We start from the raw sequence: 18,324 nt of genomic DNA on the forward strand, positions 1-18,324 counted from the left end.
GGGGCGGAAGCAAAGATCCGCATCCTATTGAAGGGTCGCGAACGGCAGGATTCCGAAATCAGCTTTTCTACCGGACCCGACCGCGCCACCCTTCACATACCGGATCCTTGCGCTGCGATCAGTTCACCCGTCCCGAATGCGGCAGCGAAGGCTATCGCACAACCAGAACCGGAATGGCTGAGGACTGGACAACCTCTGCCGTTTGGCTGCCGAGCAGAAGCCTGGTGACTCCACGGCGTCCGTGAGAGGCCATCACGATAAGATCACAGCCAAGTTTCTGCGCCGTTTCCACGATCGCTTCAGCCGCGGATTCGTTCTTGGCGTGCACGACGTGCGCCTGGACGCCCATCTTGAAGGCCACCTTTCTGATTGGCGCCAAAACCTCGTCGGCATGCTCTTTCTGGCCGGCCTCCCAGGCATCCGCCGTCGTGGCGCTGCGCAAAGGATATGGCCGCGTTACCGTCAAAGCAGTGACCTTGCTGCCGAGTTCTTTTGCGAGCCTCAGCCCATGGTCAACGCCCCGCTGTGCGAGTTCCGAACCATCGGTCGTCAAGAGAATGTGAATGTACACCATGCCCCTCCTCAGTGATTGGCGTACATATCTGAGCATTGATGGTAGAGAACGTCCATAGCTGCAGGCGACGGCCCAAGCCGGGAACGCTGATTGTCGTTGTGGCGTTCGACCGGTGCGAGGACGGGGAGTTGTTCCCGGCATTCGGACCAGCCGATCAGCAGAACGAAGAACAGCCGATCCGCGCGGCCAGAGCGCTTGCTGACAAGCATGTCGGCGTCATCGCCTGGAGCCGCGAGGCAACCCCGACATTGGCGAGTATGGGCCGACGACCACGCTGTTCGTCTCTGGCGTCGTGCCGGAAATGGAGTGACAGTTGCTTGTGATCAGCGGGAAAAGAGGGTTAGATCGGGCATGATTGGCCTCAACCCTTGCGTATCCGCCGTTGCCGCCCACAGTACTCCGATGAGGCAAGCATCGGCGGGCGCAGTTTGCCTGCTGGTGGCAGCGCTCGCCGGCTGCACGACATCGCCCGCGGACTATGCAGCCACGCTTTCGAAGCAAGACCCTAAATGGCAGTCGCCGCAATGCGAACAAATCCGCTTGGCCGCTACGGAATATGAGTCGGTGGAAAAGCAGACCATGAGCGTGGGATCCGGTCTCTTGCTTGGCCCCTATGGGCTCGGGATCGCTCTGGCTGGCAAAGAGCACCGGGAAAAGCAACGCAAGTTATTTGTCCGCGACATTCATATGCGATGCTCAAGCCTGCCATTGCCACGGAAACTTCAGATCACTCCTTCATCCATGCGACCGGGCAATTAAGGCGGCGCGGGTGTTATGGATGCCAAGCTGGAGATATTGGGCTTGCCTAAGGACGGCGCTTAGCGGGTAAGGCGGCTATGGAAGAGCTTCGGATGCGCTTCGAGATCAATTTTCTTCAGACGGATCTGTGGTGACCAAAGAAGGTGAATACATCGGGACGTGGGATACTGATGAAACCGGCGCACTCTATGAGTTTACGCCCGATGGAGCGACGGAGCCGCTTTTGCGCGACGTGTCTATGGGGTTCTTTTGCAAGGCCATCGCTAATTGGCATGCCCACTCAACGGGAGAGCCGGAGGGCAAGGCGTAGACGCACGATATTGGATATGTGACCCGGTTGGGGGCTTGGGGGAAACCCTCGCGACCTAGTCTCTTGGCTGAATGTTTACTGAACATCGCGTTCAACGCGAGTTCAAAGCGCGAATGGCATTCTTCTCATGCATCCAACGGGAGGAAGAAGCCATGAACCTCAAGAACATCGTCAAAATCGCCATCGCATCCGCCGTGTTGCTGGCACCAAACTCCAGTGCCTACGCTTACTCGATCCACTACAAGGACGGGAAGTACTCGGTCACTTGCGAAAACGGCGACAAATGGACCCGAGGTGACGGCACCCAGCAGATTACCCATGCGGACGCCGCGAACATCTGCGCCAAGCGCGGGAGCAGCATTATAGCCCCGGACGGCACTAAGCCAGGAACCATGAGGAAGGCTCCGTCCGGCGTGATAAAGCTCAACTAGTTGCGCCCAACAAGGCCCCGCTCCGGCGGGGTTTTTCTTTGCCGCGGCGCAAAGCAGCCTCATCCCTGTTCGGCTAATCGTTCTCGACCCCCATCTTGTGATCGAGAGGATCCGATGAACTACGTTGCCTATCTAGCCGCCTTCACCGTGATTGTGGTGGTTGTCCTGTCGTCCTTGGGCTTCGCGTGATCCGCTTGGAGTTCCTGCAGTACATTTGCCCCAGCGCAAAGTAGCCCGGCTTCCAAAGCACTAACCTGGCACGGTGCCTACCCCAAACGGCACAGTGCTGCGCAAGCACCAACTCAGCCCCGGCCTCGCGCCGGGGTTTTTGCTTGTAGACCGGCGGAGTGCCGGACGTGGGGTGACGAATAGGCCCACTGGCGGCGGAAGAGCTCAGGCGTAAGCCGTTGAAAATATTGGTGCCCAGGGCCGGAATCGAACCAGCGACACGCGGATTTTCAATCCGCTGCTCTACCAACTGAGCTACCTGGGCGTTGAACGGAAAGGCTGGATTGACCGCGCTCCCGGCTTTCGCAACATACATCCATACCTACGAAAGCGCGTGGGTTATAGCATGAGAATCTTGCCTGTCTAGCCGCGTCGGAGGGTTTTAGATTGCATATCGACGGTACATATCCAGCGATGCGCCAAGAGGGTGAAGTCCGGCTCCCCCACACTGAGTTGGCGTAGAATTGCTTGTGCTGGCGGGTTGGGCATTCACCGGATGTCGGCAGACATACCGGATCGGAAGTATTTGCAGCTACCCAAGGCGCCGATAGCGTGTCAGGCTCACATAGCGCTTGCGCGGTCCACGCACGCGCCAGAATTCTGACCAACAATTCCTGTTTTGAAACAGAAATCGACCGCGATACATATCGGCGCCACAACAATGGTGCACCGTTTGACAAGCGGCAAGGTCGAGCCTGACGAATTCCAGGCCAGTGGCGAACCGGACGATGACCCCGCCGTCGTCCATGGTCAGTTGGTAGGTTCGGCTTGCCTCGATTGCGGCATCGCCAATCTGCAATTCGCCCCTCTCGACGATTGACGTTCCGGTTATCGTTGTCAAACCGGTGAAATCATGCCGTTGTCGATTGAAGTGGTCGATCACGGTGCGCCGCACTTGCCATTTGCCGGTGAAATCACGCGGCAAAACGCCGGCTGCCGATGCGGACACCACTCCAGCGACCGGTTCGCTGTCAGGAACTGCCGGGTGGCGGTCGGATTGCATAGTGAGCCCTATCAAAGTCCCCGGCCTTTTTGCCACTTTCACGCACAAAAGCAGTGTCCGCAGTCCTGCAGCCTGGTCTTTACCCGATCGAGCAGCTTTTTGCCAATCTTAGGCAGTGTCATCCCGACGTCCTCGAACACATTATCGGCCGTGCCTCTCGAGAACACGGCATTGAGCCAGGCCACGAAGATCGACCATCCCTGAATCTGTGTTGAGCGATTGAGCCGCATAATCTTGCAGATTGTGCCACAACAGAGACACAATCAAAGTGGCTTGAAAAGCCAGCCAATTTGACATCGCCGAGCCAGCCATGAAATTGCAGCGTCCCGTTATCGGCAGCACCGTTCTGTCGGTCATCGTTGCGGTCTACGTGCTTTTTCTGAACAACGCGACCTTCTGGAGCAAGATTTCCGGCCAATTTGCCGGGCATCCGCTGAACGTCGCGATTTTGGGCACTGCGGTATTGCTGCTCTATATCGTCTTTCTGGTCGCCTTCTCGGCCCCTTACGTGATCAAACCGGTGTTCATGGCGGTGGTGATGATCTCCGCCGGCGTGGCCTATTTCACGGATACGTTCGGTACCATTCTGGATCGCGACATGATCCAGAACATTGCCCAGACCACCGGGCCTGAATCGAGCCATCTGATCACGTCCGAATTCCTGCTGCAGCTGCTGCTCTTCGGTGTCGTTCCTAGCCTGCTGATCGCCTGGGTGCGCATCAAGCACAAACCGTTTTGGCAAAAGGTCAGGACGAACACCGTGCTGTGCCTCGGTCTCGTCGCGCTTTCCGTGCTGCTGGTTGCCAGCAATTTCCGCACCTACATCCCGTTCTGGCAGCATGAGCGCAAGGTGACGATGGTTTACCTGAACCCCGCCATGGCGCTGGTTGGATCAGTCGACTACGGGGTGCACCAGTTCCGGGACGCCAACATCGTTGCCCAGCCCTATGGCGAAGATGCCAGGCAAGGCCCCAGACTCACGGCAGCCAGGAAGAAGACGGTGCTGGTCCTGGTTGTCGGCGAGACCGCACGGGCACAGAACTTCAGCCTCAACGGCTATGCCCGCGACACCAATCCCGAACTTGCCGCCCGCAACGTCATCGCCTTCCAGAACGTGACGAGTTGCGGCACCGCCACCGCCGTCTCGATGCCTTGCATGTTTTCCCATCTCGGCCGCGACAATTATTCGAAGCGCGCCGCGCTCGGCTCTGAAAATCTGGTGGACGTGCTCCGGCACGCGGGCCTGACCGTCGAATGGTGGGAAAACAACACCGGCACCAAGAACATTGCCGACCGCGTTCCCACCATGCTGATGACGGCGCATCCCGACCCCAAGCTATGCAGCGGCGGCGAGTGTCTCGATCAGGTTCTTGTCGACAAACTCACTACGCGTCTCGACAATCTCGACGGCAACGCGGTTCTGATCCTGCACACCATGGGCAGCCACGGCCCTGCCTACTACCAGCGCTATCCGGAAAGTTTCGAGCGCTTCAAGCCGGCATGCCGAACGGCCGAACTCGCCAACTGCTCTGCGCAGGAACTGACGAATGTCTATGACAATACGATCCTCTACACGGATCATATCCTGGCTGCGATCATCGATGTGCTGAAGCAGCACGGCGACGCCTATGCCTCGGCCATGTACTACATGTCCGACCACGGCGAGTCGCTCGGCGAAAACGGCCTCTACCTTCACGGCGCGCCCTACCTGATCGCGCCGGAAACGCAAACATCGATTCCGTTCATCGTCTGGTTCTCGGACGATTTCGTCACGCAGGCCGGTCTTGACCTCGGCTGCCTCGGCGCCCGCACGGAAGAGCCGCTATCGCATGACAACATGTTCGATACGGTTCTGGGCCTGATGGACGTGCAGACCAAGGTCTACGATGCTGGGCGCGATGCCTTTGCCGCGTGCCGCAGCCAGGGAACTTGATCCGGCGCCCTATCGGATCTCAGCGGCCACGCCGTTTCATGCCGCTGAGCGCATTCCCGACGATACGGCTTCACATCTGGCACCGATGCTCCAAGCGGGTACACCAAACCCGCCAGCCTCACGGCCGGCGGGTTTTTTTGTAACTGGCCTCAGGCGGCCTTCGGCTTGCGGCCTCGTTTGGCGGGAGCCGCCGTGGGCGCCGACTCGGCCTTGGCTTTGCGGCCAAGCCCCATCTTCTTGGCGAGTGCCGAACGGGCAGCGGCATAATTGGGAGCCACCATCGGATAGTCGGCCGCCAGCTTCCATTTGGCCCGATATTCATCGGGCGTCATGCCGAGCAAACCAAGATGCCGCTTCATCGACTTGAATTTCCGCCCGTCCTCCAGGCTCACGATGTAGTCCGGGAATACGGACTTTTTCGGATTGACGGCCGGCGTCAACGAGACGGCCTCAACCTCGCCGGGTTGCCCCAGCCTCGAAAGCGCGGCACTGACGCTGACTATGAGAGATGCCAGTTCAGTTGTCGGAACCGGATTGTTCGAAACATAGGCAGAAACAATGTCTGCTGTCAGTTCCAGATGGGTTTCGTTGTTTTCCAGCTGATCACTCATTTATTATTGCTCTTTCAATATTGATCGGTATAGAGGCCCTCCAATAGTGAACATTTCCGACAATGTCACCCTATTTCCAACATGTCGCCCGCCGTTATCAGGAAGAACCGCTTTCTGCCCGCAGACTTCGGCAGGTATGCGCGCTGATCGAGGGAACATAACAGCGGCTCGCGAGTTGATGGCGGCGCCCGTTCGCGGGAGCGTCTTAGGCAACAGGCCCGTCGTCTCCTATGAGGCGACGGGCTCTCCGTCGCAATCGTCAGGCCTGGCCGTCAGGCTGAAGCGGTCGACCTGAGCCCCTTGTATCCATGCGCGTTCTCGCCTGCTGGAGCTGAGATCGAGTGGATACGGGCGATGGTGACACAGAGCGATTAACCCGACGCCATCGGCCCAAAGGATAGCAGCGGCGGCAAAATGAGCCTTAGTGGCCCATTTTTACTTAGGCCAAAGCATAGCAATTGAGGTATTCATATTAGAAATTTAGCAAGTACATACCCGAAGCAGTATTCTTACATAAGGTAGTATTACTAAATGTATTAGTGGTTTCTTTACATTTTTTCTGCGAATGTTCCCATGGGTTAGTCGGCTTGGAATACGGATGGGGGCATCGTGCTTAAAGTAGTTTCGTGTCTCGCCTACGAGCATGATTATTCTTTCGTCGTCGTTGCCGCGATTGTCTGCATCGCCGGCGCGGTGATGACGATCCAGCTCTTTGACCGAGCCCAAAGGCTCACCGCCCAGGCCCAAACCACCTGGGTCGTTCTGTCGGGCATTGCCGGCGGCGCGGCGATCTGGACGACGCACTTCGTTGCGATGCTCGGTTTCCAAATGCCGATGGACCATGCTTTCAATCCTGTCTTGACCATCGCGTCGCTTTTGATCCCCATTGGTTTCACGACCATGGCAGGTCTCCAACTCGCCGCTGGCAGGGCCGCCAGCGTGCCGAGCGAAATCGGCGGTGTAATCATCGGGCTCGGCATTGTCGGCATGCACTTTACCGGAATGGCCGGACTGGAGGTAGCGGGCCGCATCGAATGGGATTGGTCCCTCGTTGCCATGTCGATTCTGTTCGCGATCGGTTTCGGCGTGCTGACGGCTCATATCCTGGCGCGGCATAGCTTCCGGCTTTCCCGGCCGCTTGCGGTGGCTACGCTCGTTCTTGCCATTTGCAGCATGCATTTCACCGCCATGGGCGCCGCAACGCTGATCCCGGATCCGTCGGTTGCAGTCCCGCCGCGGATGTTCTCCAGCGAATTCCTCGCCGTACTCGTCCTTGCCACCATGGCGGTCGTGGCCGGGGTGGCGCTCTATGTCATGGATGCGCGCTCGCAGCGCGAACTGATCGACAGCTTCCGGCATGCGGCCATGCATGACGCACTGACCGGTTTGCCTAACCGCGCCTTCCTGTCGGCCAACCTTCCCGAAATGCTCGAACGCAGCCGGGCGGCCGGGCAGAAGGCGGCTGTGGTCGTCGTCGACCTCGACCGGTTCAAGGAAATCAACGATGTTCACGGACATCTTGCCGGGGATCTGTTGCTGCAAAATCTTGCCGGCCGGCTCAGCCAAATTCTCGAGGCGGACGAAGTGATTGCCCGCGTCGGCGGCGATGAATTCGTCGCCGTAAGGCAGCATGTCCAGCACAAGCGAGAGGTCGATGAATTCGTGGATCGGCTTGTCGCCTGCGCCGTGGAGCCGCTTCAAAGAGGGGGCAGCACCTTGTCGGTGGGGGCGAGTGTCGGCGTCAGCCTTTACCCCAACGATGCCGACGATGTCGACGACCTGATCGGTGCCGCCGACCTCGCCATGTACCGTGCCAAGCGTTCCATCGGCGACAAGATCTGCTACTACGAACCGTCGATGGACGAGGGGCGGCGTGAACGCAGCGCGCTGGCCATCGAGCTTCGCCCCGCAGTCACGCGTAACGAACTGGAACTGTACTATCAGCCGCAGTTCGACGTCCGCACCGGCGCAGTCAGCGGGTACGAGGCGCTGCTGCGCTGGCACCACCGCGAGCGCGGCATCGTTTCTCCCGTCGAATTCATTCCGATAGCCGAGGAAACCGGGCTGATCATACCGATCGGCGAATGGGTGCTGAGGACCGCTTGCGCGGAGGCGGCCGGTTGGGGAAAGCCATATCGGGTGGCCGTCAATATTGCGTCGGCCCAACTCACGCAGGCAGACCTGCCGAGGATCGTCCACGAGACACTTCTGACGACCGGGCTGGCGGCCTCCAGGCTGGAACTCGAAATCACCGAGGCCAGCATCATAGAGGATCGCAACCGGGCCCTGTATGTCGTTCGCCAGTTAAAGGCGCTGGGAGTCAGCATCGCCATGGATGACTACGGAACCGGTTACTCGTCACTTTCGACATTGCGCATATTCCCCTTCGACAAGGTCAAGATAGACCGCTCCTTCATCGAGGGCGTGACCACCGACGACGCTTCGGCGGCGATCGTCAAGGCGACGATCCTGCTGGCTTCCGGTCTCCACATATCGGTGCTGGCCGAAGGCGTGGAGCGGCAGGAACATTTCGATTTCCTGCAGGCCGAGGGTTGCACCGAGGTTCAGGGTTTCCTCTTCGGGTACCCGCAACCGCTGTCGGAAATCGCCGAACTGGCCAATCGCGGCGGTCGCAAAAGCAAGACGGCCGCACCACGTGTTGCCTGGCCCATGGACGTACAGATCGCCAGCGCCGCGGGCAGATAGCGGCCGGCATCCCAGTCATCGCCACCCCGGCCGGGGAACACGGGCGCAAGGCGCTGCGCGAGGCTCTTCAGCGATCCTCATCGGCTTCGCGCAGCCGGTATCCGACGCCTGTTTCGGTCGTAATGTATTGGGGCTCGTCCGGACTCCGCTCGATTTTCTGGCGAAGTTGGCGAACATAGACCCGGAGATACTGAACGTCGGTCGTTCCGTCCCAAATCTGATTCAACAAGTAGCGGTGGGTGAGGACCTTTCCCGCATGCTGCACGAGAATGCGCAGGATGTCGTATTCCTTGGGCGACAGCTTTACCTCCTCGCCGGTAACCCTGACGATGCGCCTGACGAGATCGACGCTCAGGTCGCCGGTTTGGAATATCGCCCGCTCGCCCTTTTGCTGGAGCTTGTGGCGCAACGCGACCCGGATGCGCGCCACCAGTTCCTTCATGCCGAAAGGCTTGGTCACATAATCGTCGGCGCCAAGTTCCAGCGCCCTGACGATGCCGGCTTCGTCGGTGCGGCTGGACAAAATGACGACAGGCAGGTCCAGAAGCTCGCCCTGCCATTTCGCCACAAGATCGTGCCCGGCCATATCGGGCAGGCCAAGATCGAGAATGATAAGATCGGGCCGCTCCTGCTCGACCATGGCGATGGCGTGCCGTGCATTCGAGGCCTCGACAACCGCATAGCCCTCCGCCGCAAGGCCGACGCGAAGAAGCTTCCGGATTGGCGGCTCGTCGTCGACGACCAATATTGTCACGGCGGCGTTCGTCATCGCAGATCGTCCAGTTGTGGTCCCCCGGCCGGTATCGGCATGCGGATCGTAAACACCGCCCCCGAACGGTCGGTCCTGTTTTCCGCTGAAATGGTCCCGCCCATTGCGTCGATGAACCCACGACAGATCGACAGCCCAAGGCCGGTTCCTGCAAGCACATGGTCGGCCTTGCGAACGCGGTAGAATGTGTCGAACACATGCTCCAGATCGGTTGACGGGATGCCGGGGCCTTCATCCAGCACCTGAAGGAAGAGGCAAGCGCTGTCGGCCCAGCCCTGGATCCGGATTTTCGAGCCGGACGGAGCGTATTTGGCCGCATTGTCGAGCAGATTGAAAAGAACCTGCTCAAACAGAACCGGATCGATCTTCAACATCGGCAGATCGGCGGGAATGTCGACCGCGGTTTCATGCCGAGCCAGAATTTTCGCGGCCCGCCGCAGAGCCGCCCCGACAATATCGCCGGCATAGTGCAACGACGCATTCGGTTTCATTGCACCCGATTCGATCCTGGTCATGTCGAGAAGGTTAGCGATGAAACGGTTCAGCCGCTCGGATTCGTCGACAATGGTGGAAAGAAGCTCCGCGCGATCCGGCTCAAGCAATGACTTTGAATAGTCCCCCAGCGCGCCGGCAGCACCCAGGATCGCCGCCAGGGGCGTCTTCAAATCGTGTGAAATCGATGTGAGTAGAGCAGAACGAAGCCGGTCGGCCTCCGTCGCAAGCCGCGCCTGATCGACATCCGCGACAAGCTGAACGCGTTCGATCGCCAGTGCCGCCTGATCTGCGAGTGCATCCAAGAGGCGTTGCTCTGCCGGCGTGAACAGCGGCCCCTGTCTGTCATTGTCAAGGCCGACGACCCCGATGGCGGTCCTGCCGGTCTTGAGTGGAAGGTAGAGGCGCTTTGCGCCGGGAAGCGTATCGGCACCGCGACCGGCGGGCCGGTCGTGTTCCCACGCCCAGCGCGCGGCCGCGATATCAGAGTCGATCAGAGTATCATCCGGGGGGAAGCCGGCCCTGACCGCGAGCGTGCCATCTTCGGGAAGAAGTATGACGACACGAACCTTGAGCATCGCGGCGATCTGGTGCGCCGTGGTCCAAAGCACATCGTCAAGCGTGCCTGTGCCGGCAAGTTTCTTTGAGAAAAGATAAAGGCTTTCCGTCGTGCGAACCCGCTGGCGAGCGGCGGCGGCCTGCTGCTGGACCCGCGCCGTCAAGTTACTGGCAATGACGGCGACACCCAGGAAAAACACAAATGCGATCACACTTTCAGGATCGCCCAGATCGAGGGTGTAGACAGGCGGCAAGAAGAAGAAGTTGTAGGCAAGCGCGCCGAGCACCGACGCAAACAGCGCCGGCCAGAGCCCCCCTGTGACCGCCGTCGCCAACACCGCCATGAGAAAGACCAGTGCGATGTTGCGCACGTCGAAAGTGCGAAAGAGAAGCGTGCTGAAAGCCAGCGCGACCCCGACATAAACCGCACCAAGCAGGTACGGCTGGGGTTGGAAGCGCCGAGGCGGAGCGAGAGCCAATCCGCGTGTCGCCGCCGCATCATGCTCATTGCCAGAGATGACATGGACGCTGATGTCACCGGCATAGCGGATCAGTTCATGGGATACCGATCCTTCGAAGAATTCTCGCCAGCGCGATCTGCTGGGTTTGCCAATGATCACATGGCTATAATTGTTTGAGGCCGCGTAGCGCAGTATCTCCTTGGCGATGTCTTCCCCCGGCGACGTGATCGCGTCGCCACCGAGTTGCTGGGCCAGCCGCAGGCTTGCCGCCACCCGATCCTTGCCGACCTCTGACAACCTCGCCGAACGAGGTGTTTCGACGTAGAGGGCCGCCCACGACGCCCGAAGCCGATCTGCCTGCCGCTTGGCGTAGCGGACAAGCGAAGCGCTGCGCGATTGATCGTCGATGCATACCAACACCCGATCGCCCGCGGCCCAGGGACCTGGGATTGCATGGGCTTGCATGTGCCGGAGGAGTTGGTCGTCGACCCGCTGTGCCGTTCGCCGTAGCGCCAGTTCCCTGAGCGCCGTCAAATTGCCAGGCGAGAAATAGTTCTCGATGGCCTGTTTCGCGGTCTTCGGGAGATAGACCTTGCCCTCATGCAGACGCTGAATGAGGTCGTCGGGGGTCAGGTCCACGATCTCGATGTCGTCCGCGCGGTCGATGATGGAGTCGGGTACGGTTTCGCGGACTCGTATGCGTGTAATTTGCGCTACGATATCGTTCAGGCTCTCGACATGCTGGATGTTGAGAGTTGTGTAGACGTCAATCCCCCGGTCGAGAAGTTCCACCACATCGAGGTAGCGTTTGGGGTGCCGGCTTCCTGGCGCATTGGTGTGAGCCAACTCATCGACGAGGATGAGAGCGGGTTTGCGCGCGAGGATCGCGTCAAGGTCCATTTCGTCGAGTGCGCGTCCCTTGTAGTCCACCTTGTAGCGAGGAACGATCTCGAAGCCTTCCAGAAGCGCTTGCGTTTCCTTGCGGCCGTGGGTCTCGACGACACCGATGGCAACGTCGACGCCATCGGCCTTACGAGCCCGGCCGGCGGTGAGCATCTCGTATGTCTTGCCGACGCCCGGAGCAGCGCCAAGGAAGATCTTCAGGCGACCGCGAGTCTCCCGCTTGGCGTTCTCCAGAAGGGCTTCCGGGGACGGCCTGTTTTCGGTCCTGAGATCGTCTTCCGTCATCGGCCCTTCTTTTCGCCATCAGGCTGCCCGGCCCAATATATACATATAAGGGAGCTTCGGCCGCTGTTTTACTGCGAGCCAGCAGCATCAAGCGCCAGGTTCAGGCTAAGGACATTGACAACGGCCTCGCCGATGAAACCAAGCTGGCCGGTCTCGATGTGGCTGTCGATCAAGGCCTTGACGGCGGCCTCGTCCATGCCTCGGGCGGTCGCCACCCGCGGCACTTGGAAATAGGCGGCTTCGGGGGAAATGTGCGGATCGAGGCCACTGCCGGAGGCAGTGACCAAATCCATAGGCACGGCCGCCTGCGGATTTTCTGACCGCAGCGCCGCGGCATCCGCCTTGATCCGCTCGATCAGCTTTGGGTTGGTGGGGCCGAGATTGGAGCCGCTTGAATTGGCCGCGTCGTAACCTTCGCCGGCTGCCGAAGGGCGCCCATGGAAATAGCGGTCGCTCGTGAAAGCCTGTCCGATAAGCTCCGAGCCGATCACTCGGCCGCTCCTCTCGATCAGGCTGCCGTTGGCCTGATGCGGGAAAAAGACCTGGGCAATGCCTGTCGTGCCGAGCGGATAGATCACGCCGGTGATAATGGTGAAAGCGACGATCAGGACGATCGCGGGCTGGAGTTGCTTCAACATTTTTAGACTCCTTTACGCCAGGCCAAGGCTGGTGACGGCCATGTCGATGGCCTTGATGCCGATGAAAGGAACGATCACCCCGCCAAGGCCGTAGACGAGGAGGTTGCGCGATAGCAGCGCGCCTGCGCCGATCGCGCGATACTTCACGCCCCTGAGCGACAGCGGGATCAAGGCCACGATGATCAGCGCATTGAAGATGATTGCCGACAGGATGGCACTTTGAGGCGTTGACAGCCCCATGACGTTGAGCGCCCCGAGTTGCGGGTAGAAGGCCAAGAACATCGCCGGGATGATGGCGAAATATTTGGCGACGTCGTTGGCGATGGAGAAGGTCGTCAGTGCGCCCCGCGTCATCAGGAGTTGCTTGCCGATTTCGACGATCTCGATGAGCTTGGTCGGGTCGGAATCGAGGTCGATCATGTTGCCGGCCTCGCGGGCCGCCACCGTGCCGGTGTTCATGGCCACGCCGACGTCGGCCTGGGCGAGCGCCGGCGCATCGTTGGTGCCGTCACCGCACATCGCCACCAGTTTGCCCTTGGCCTGTTCCTCGCGGATAAGCGACAGCTTGTTCTCGGGTGTGGCCTGCGCGAGGAAATCGTCGACACCCGCCTCGGCGGCAATCGCGGCCGCCGTCATCGGGTTGTCGCCGGTGATCATCACGGTGCGGATGCCCATGCGGCGCAATTCCGAGAAACGCTCCCTGATCCCTCCCTTGACGATATCCTTCAGGTGGACGACGCCGAGCAGCCTGCCATCCTTGACCACGGCAAGCGGCGTGCCGCCGGACTTCGCGATCTCGTCGGCGATCGACTGGATCTCGCGTGCGGTTTCGCCGCTGGCGCGCGTGCTTGCGGCTGCCGTCGTCGCCAGGTCGACATGCTTGAGCACTGCATCGACGGCGCCCTTGCGAATGCTGGAGCCATCGAAATCCACGCCGCTCATGCGGCTTTGAGCCGTGAACGGAACGAATGCAGCGTGCAGGCTCACCATGTCACGGGCGCGGATGCCGTATTTCTCCTTGGCAAGTACCACGATGGAGCGGCCCTCCGGCGTTTCGTCTGCGAGAGACGCCAGTTGTGCAGCGTCCGCCAATTGCTGCTCGGTAACACCGCGCACGGGCCGCAACTCGGTCGCCTGGCGGTTGCCCAGCGTAATCGTGCCGGTCTTGTCGAGCAGCAAGGTATCGACGTCACCGGCGGCTTCGACGGCGCGGCCAGACATAGCAAGCACGTTGAAGCGCACCAGCCGATCCATGCCGGCGATGCCGATAGCCGACAGCAACGCGCCGATGGTGGTCGGAATCAGGGTCACGAACAGCGCGACGAGCACGATGACGGGAATGTAGCCGCCGGCATAGGTCGCGAAGCTCGGAATAGATACCACGGCGAACACGAAGATCAGCGTCATGCCGGCCAGCAGTATGTTCAACGCGATCTCGTTCGGCGTTTTCTGGCGCTCCGCTCCTTCGACGAGCGCGATCATGCGGTCGATGAAGGTCGATCCCGTCGCCGCCGTGATGCGGACCCGTATCCAGTCGGAGAGAACCTGCGTGCCGCCGGTGACGGCCGACCGATCGCCGCCCGATTCGCGGATGACCGGCGCGGATTCGCCCGTAATCGCCGCCTCGTTCACGGACGCGATACCCTCGATGACCTCGCCGTCCGAGGGGATGACGTCGCCTGCTTCGACTAGGACGACATCGCCGACCTTCAGGCTATTGCCCGGCACCGATCTGTAGTCCGCACGATCGTCACCACTGAGCAACTTGGCCTGGGTTTCGGCGCGGGTGCGCCTGAGCGAATCTGCCTGCGCCTTACCCCGGCCTTCGGCAACGGCTTCGGCGAAATTGGCGAACAACACCGTGAACCAGAGCCAGATCACGATCTGCAACGAAAAGCCGAGGTTCTCAGCTCCGCTCGCCAGGTCCTTGATGAGCAAAACGGTGGTCAGAGCCGAGACAACGGCGACAACGAACATCACCGGGTTCTTGGCAAGGCTACGTGGATCGAGCTTGCGGAAGGCGTCGCCGACCGCGGGCACGAGGATGCGAGCGTCGAGAATGCTCGTGGATTGCAACTGGCTCATGGGAGACTCCAGCTTTGATTTTCTGTGTCAGAAGGTCTGGCCTTGAACCATCGCCAGATGTTCGACGATGGGTCCGAGCGCGAGAGCCGGGAAATATTCCAGTCCACCCACGATCACGATGACGCCGAGCAAAAGGCCGACGAACAGGGGGCCGTGCGTCGGAAACGTGCCGGCCGATTCCGGTGCCGCTTTCTTCGTGACAAGGGAGCCGGCCATCGCCATGATCGGAACGATCATCAGGAAGCGTCCGACCAGCATCGCTATACCCAAGGTGATGTTGTACCAGGGCGTGTTCGCCGACAGGCCGGCAAAGGCCGAGCCATTGTTGGCCGTCGCCGAGACGTAAGCGTAGAGCGCTTCGGAAAAGCCGTGAGGACCGGGATTGGCCATCGACGCCACGCCCGTGGGAAGCACGACGGCAAACGCGGTGAAGCCGAGCATGGAGAGCGGCAGGATCAAGAGGGCGAGCATCGCCATCTTGACTTCCTTTGCCTCGATCTTCTTGCCGAGATATTCCGGCGTGCGCCCCACCATCAGTCCGGCGACGAAGATCGAAACGACCACGAACAGCAGCATCCCGTAGAGGCCCGCGCCGACGCCGCCGATGACGATCTCGCCCAGCATCATGTTGACCAGCGGAACCATGCCGCCGAGCGCCATGAAGCTGTCGTGCATCGCATTGACCGCGCCGCAGGATGCCGCCGTCGTGATGACGGCGAAGAGTGCAGAAAGGGCAATGCCGAAGCGGGTTTCCTTGCCCTCCATGTTGCCGCCTTCGATACCGAGCGCATGGACAAGCGGATTGCCGGCTGCTTCCGCCCAATAACAGACCGCGACGCCAACGACGAACAGGATGCCCATTGCAGCAAAGATCGCCCAGCCTTGGCGCTGATTGCCGACCATTCGGCCGAATACATTGGTCAGTGCGGCGCCGATGGCGAAGATCGAGACCATGTGGATGAGATTGGTCAGCGCCGTAGGGTTCTCGAACGGGTGAGCCGCATTGGCATTGAAGAAGCCGCCGCCATTGGTGCCGAGATGCTTGATCATCATCTGCGCGGCGACCGGCCCCTGGGCGATGGTCTGCTGCGCCCCTTCGAGCGTCGTTGCGACGCGATAGGGATTGAGGTTTTGAGGCACGCCCTGCCAGACAAGGACGATTGTGCCGACAACGCAGACAGGTAGCAGGATGTAGAAGACCGTGCGGGTCAGGTCGACCCAGAAGTTGCCGAGGGTGTTGACCGACTTGCGGGAAAACGCCCGGATCAACGCCACGGCTATCCCGATGCCCGATGCGGCTGAGACGAAGTTCTGCACCGTCAATCCGGCCATCTGGGTCAGATACAACATGGTGCTTTCGCCGCCGTAGGATTGCCAGTTGGTGTTGGTGACGAAGCTTACAGCGGTGTTGAACGCCAACTCCGGCGGCACGGCGCCCACACCTGCAGGATTGAGCGGCAAGATTCCCTGCAAGCGCTGGAGGAAATACAAGAGCACCACCCCGGCAAGGCTGAAGAACAGCAGCGCCGCCGTGTAGACGGTCCAATGCTGCTCCTCCGTCTCGCTCGTGCCGGCGATGCGGTAAAGGCCGCGCTCGATTGGAGCAAAGATCGGCGACAGCAAGGTGCGTTCGCCGTTGAAGACGCGCGTCATGTAGCCGCCAAGCGGCCTCACGAGGAGAATGATGATCCCGCAGAAGACGAGGATCTGTATCCATCCGTTAAGGGTCATTGGCTGAGCTTTCCGAGCTGCGGGCTTCTGCGATCAGAAGTGTTCGGGACGAACGAGAGCGTAGGTCAGGTAGAGGAGCAGAAAGACAGCAACGACACCGCCAAGAGCGTATTCAAAAAGCATCGTTCTTCTCCTGTGTTCTAAAGAATGTCGCAGGCCCGGATGTAGACAAATGACAGCGCGAAAAACGCGGCGGCTATACCAAGAACGACGACATCCATGGCTGTGGCTCCACTTCTTTCTCTCGACCGGAACGCCGCGTTTTCCTGCGTGCCAGGACGCAACCGCATCCCATTCGGACGTCATGCCGACAGATCGAAATCTGACGTGAATATGGGGCGGAACCGCATAAAGGTTCGAGAGGAACCGGAGCGGAAAGAAATAGGAATCTCATAGGGATTTCAGGCCAGCGCCGGCCTGCACGGCCGAGAACTGGTCCACATAAAGCGTCAAGTCGGGACCAACCGCTTGGAAAGCGTGTCCGGCACGGTTTGGGTCGTCCGCTTGGGCAGGCTGAGCCTTAGACGATCCCGCCGCTGCTACCAGAGACCGCAGGGCGCTCGTCCGCCACCTTGGCGCGATAGTCTGCGGCACGGTAGGCGGAGACCGGGTCGATTACCCCACCAGCGCGCAGGCGCGCCATGGCAAGGATCGGCTCGACATCGGTGCGGTAGGCGACTTTCAACGTCTGGGTCGCCATCAGGGCGTCATTGCTATCCTGGAAACCTTCGAGGGCTTTGCGATCGACCAGCAGGGCTTGGGCATAGGCACGCTGCACTTCGACCGCCGACAGCATGAGGCTTTCGATAGGATCGGTGACGTTATGGCTCTGGTCGAGCATATGGGCTGGATTGAAGCCCTTGGCGCCATTGATCTCGGCATCGACGAGTTCGTTGAAGACCAGGAACAGGCGGTAGGGATCGATCGAACCGGCGTCGAGATCGTCGTCGCCATATTTCGAATCGTTGAAGTGGAATCCGCCAAGCTTGCCGAACTGGATCAGCCGCGACACGATCATCTCGATGTTGACGTTGGGCGCATGGTGGCCGAGATCGACGAGGCAGAACGCCTTTTCGCCCAGCTCGCGGGCAATGATGTAGTTGGTGCCCCAGTCCTGAACCACGGTGGAATAGAAGGCCGGCTCATACATCTTGTGCTCGGTGAACAGCCTCCAGTCGTCAGGAAGCCCACGATAGATGTCGCGCATCGCTTCGAGGTAACGCTCGAAGGCGCGTGCGAAATTGACCTGTCCGGGGAAGTTCGAGCCATCGCCGATCCATACGGTGAGGGCCTTGGAGCCGATCTCGCGGCCGATTTCGATGCATTCGAGATTGTGGTCGACGGCCTGTCGGCGCGTGCCGGCATCGGCGTGGCTGAGCGAGCCGAACTTGTAGGATCGCTTTTGGTCAACGGCGTCGGAAAAGGTGTTGGAATTCATCGCGTCGAAGCCGAGGCCAAAACGTGAGGCGGCCTGCTTCAGCCGTTTCGGGTCCGCCTTATCCCACGGAATATGCAGCGACACGCTGGGCGTCGCCTGGGTGAGTTGCTGAATGACTGCGCAGTCTTCGATCTTGTCGAAGATGTCGCGCGGCTCTCCCGGACCAGGAAAGCGGGCAAAGCGCGTACCGCCGGTGCCGACGCCCCAGGATGGGATGGCGACGTGGAAAGCCGCGACCTTGTCGCAAATGGCGTCGATGGCAATGCCGCGCCGGTCCAGCCGCTCGCCAAGGGTTTCGTAGTCACAGCGCAGATCCGCCTCGCGCGCAGCATTGTCTTTTTCAACGACATTGGCCGGGATGATCTGTTCGCCCATCTGCCTTCCTCCCGTCAGTTTGTTCTAGGGTCAC

Annotated in this window: 14 protein-coding genes, 1 tRNA gene and 1 pseudogene; 5 read left to right on the forward strand and 11 right to left on the reverse strand. The window is 60.2% G+C overall.

All coding sequences use genetic code 11. From position 1 onward, the window contains the following. Nucleotides 1-151 precede the first annotated feature (151 nt). Nucleotides 152-571: a universal stress protein gene (locus tag ASD64_RS14820; protein WP_056106626.1), complete on the reverse strand. Its 420-nt coding sequence runs from the start codon at nt 569-571 to the stop codon at nt 152-154. A gap of 41 nt (nt 572-612) precedes the next feature. On the opposite strand from ASD64_RS14820, the pseudogene ASD64_RS21740 reads away from it, so the two are divergent. The 3 genes and pseudogenes from ASD64_RS21740 to ASD64_RS14840 all read left to right on the forward strand — a co-directional run bounded on the left by ASD64_RS21740 (nt 613) and on the right by ASD64_RS14840 (nt 2,074). Next, a pseudogene (locus ASD64_RS21740) lies at nt 613-884 on the forward strand (hypothetical protein). A gap of 41 nt (nt 885-925) precedes the next feature. Beyond that, nucleotides 926-1,333, forward strand: coding sequence for a hypothetical protein (locus tag ASD64_RS14830; RefSeq protein ID WP_413813609.1), 408 nt, complete (start codon nt 926-928; stop codon nt 1,331-1,333). A gap of 462 nt (nt 1,334-1,795) precedes the next feature. Then, a complete protein-coding gene (locus tag ASD64_RS14840; protein ID WP_156460170.1) occupies nt 1,796-2,074 on the forward strand; it encodes a hypothetical protein in 279 nt (92 codons plus the stop codon). A gap of 417 nt (nt 2,075-2,491) precedes the next feature. Here ASD64_RS14840 and ASD64_RS14845 read toward each other — a convergent pair. Together ASD64_RS14845 and ASD64_RS14850 are read right to left on the reverse strand one after the other, a co-directional pair. Then, nucleotides 2,492-2,567 (reverse strand) — tRNA-Phe (locus tag ASD64_RS14845). A 267-nt stretch (nt 2,568-2,834) separates the two neighbouring features. Continuing rightward, on the reverse strand, nt 2,835-3,347 hold the full coding sequence (locus ASD64_RS14850) for a DUF6314 family protein (protein WP_156460171.1): 513 nt from the start codon (nt 3,345-3,347) through the stop codon (nt 2,835-2,837). A gap of 268 nt (nt 3,348-3,615) precedes the next feature. Here ASD64_RS14850 and ASD64_RS14860 point away from each other — a divergent pair, with 268 nt between their 5' ends. After that, nucleotides 3,616-5,238: a phosphoethanolamine transferase gene (locus ASD64_RS14860; RefSeq protein ID WP_056106353.1), complete on the forward strand. Its 1,623-nt coding sequence runs from the start codon at nt 3,616-3,618 to the stop codon at nt 5,236-5,238. A gap of 149 nt (nt 5,239-5,387) precedes the next feature. Here the strand turns inward: ASD64_RS14860 and ASD64_RS14865 are convergent, their stop codons facing one another. After that, on the reverse strand, nt 5,388-5,849 hold the full coding sequence (locus ASD64_RS14865) for a MucR family transcriptional regulator (protein ID WP_056106355.1): 462 nt from the start codon (nt 5,847-5,849) through the stop codon (nt 5,388-5,390). A gap of 609 nt (nt 5,850-6,458) precedes the next feature. On the opposite strand from ASD64_RS14865, the gene ASD64_RS14870 reads away from it, so the two are divergent. Then, the gene (locus ASD64_RS14870; protein WP_056106357.1) at nt 6,459-8,555 is read left to right on the forward strand and encodes a putative bifunctional diguanylate cyclase/phosphodiesterase; all 2,097 of its coding nucleotides are present in this window, start codon (nt 6,459-6,461) and stop codon (nt 8,553-8,555) included. 67 nt (nt 8,556-8,622) lie between these two features. Here the strand turns inward: ASD64_RS14870 and ASD64_RS14875 are convergent, their stop codons facing one another. The 7 genes from ASD64_RS14875 to rhaI all read right to left on the reverse strand — a co-directional run bounded on the left by ASD64_RS14875 (nt 8,623) and on the right by rhaI (nt 18,290). Continuing rightward, nucleotides 8,623-9,324 carry a response regulator transcription factor gene (locus ASD64_RS14875; protein WP_056106358.1) on the reverse strand — a complete coding sequence of 234 codons (702 nt, stop codon included), beginning with the start codon at nt 9,322-9,324 and terminating at the stop codon, nt 8,623-8,625. Further along, the gene (locus ASD64_RS14880; protein WP_056106360.1) at nt 9,321-12,023 is read right to left on the reverse strand and encodes a sensor histidine kinase; all 2,703 of its coding nucleotides are present in this window, start codon (nt 12,021-12,023) and stop codon (nt 9,321-9,323) included. The genes ASD64_RS14875 and ASD64_RS14880 overlap by 4 nt, the downstream gene beginning before the upstream one ends. Nucleotides 12,024-12,091: 68 nt before the next feature. Then, nucleotides 12,092-12,661, reverse strand: coding sequence for a potassium-transporting ATPase subunit KdpC (kdpC, locus tag ASD64_RS14885; RefSeq protein ID WP_056106362.1), 570 nt, complete (start codon nt 12,659-12,661; stop codon nt 12,092-12,094). Nucleotides 12,662-12,673: 12 nt separating this feature from the next. After that, nucleotides 12,674-14,746, reverse strand: a complete 2,073-nt coding sequence (kdpB, locus tag ASD64_RS14890) for a potassium-transporting ATPase subunit KdpB (RefSeq protein WP_056106364.1) — start codon at nt 14,744-14,746, stop codon at nt 12,674-12,676. A 27-nt stretch (nt 14,747-14,773) separates the two neighbouring features. After that, the gene (gene kdpA / locus ASD64_RS14895) at nt 14,774-16,477 is read right to left on the reverse strand and encodes a potassium-transporting ATPase subunit KdpA (protein ID WP_056106366.1); all 1,704 of its coding nucleotides are present in this window, start codon (nt 16,475-16,477) and stop codon (nt 14,774-14,776) included. Between the two features lie 33 nt (nt 16,478-16,510). After that, a complete protein-coding gene (gene kdpF / locus ASD64_RS21090) occupies nt 16,511-16,600 on the reverse strand; it encodes a K(+)-transporting ATPase subunit F (RefSeq protein WP_156460172.1) in 90 nt (29 codons plus the stop codon). A gap of 397 nt (nt 16,601-16,997) precedes the next feature. Then, entirely contained in the window at nt 16,998-18,290 is a 1,293-nt protein-coding gene (rhaI, locus tag ASD64_RS14900) for an L-rhamnose catabolism isomerase (RefSeq protein ID WP_056106368.1), read from the reverse strand. Nucleotides 18,291-18,324 lie beyond the last annotated feature (34 nt).

The sequence above is a fragment of the Mesorhizobium sp. Root157 genome, assembly GCF_001427385.1.
GTDB lineage: Bacteria > Pseudomonadota > Alphaproteobacteria > Rhizobiales > Rhizobiaceae > Mesorhizobium.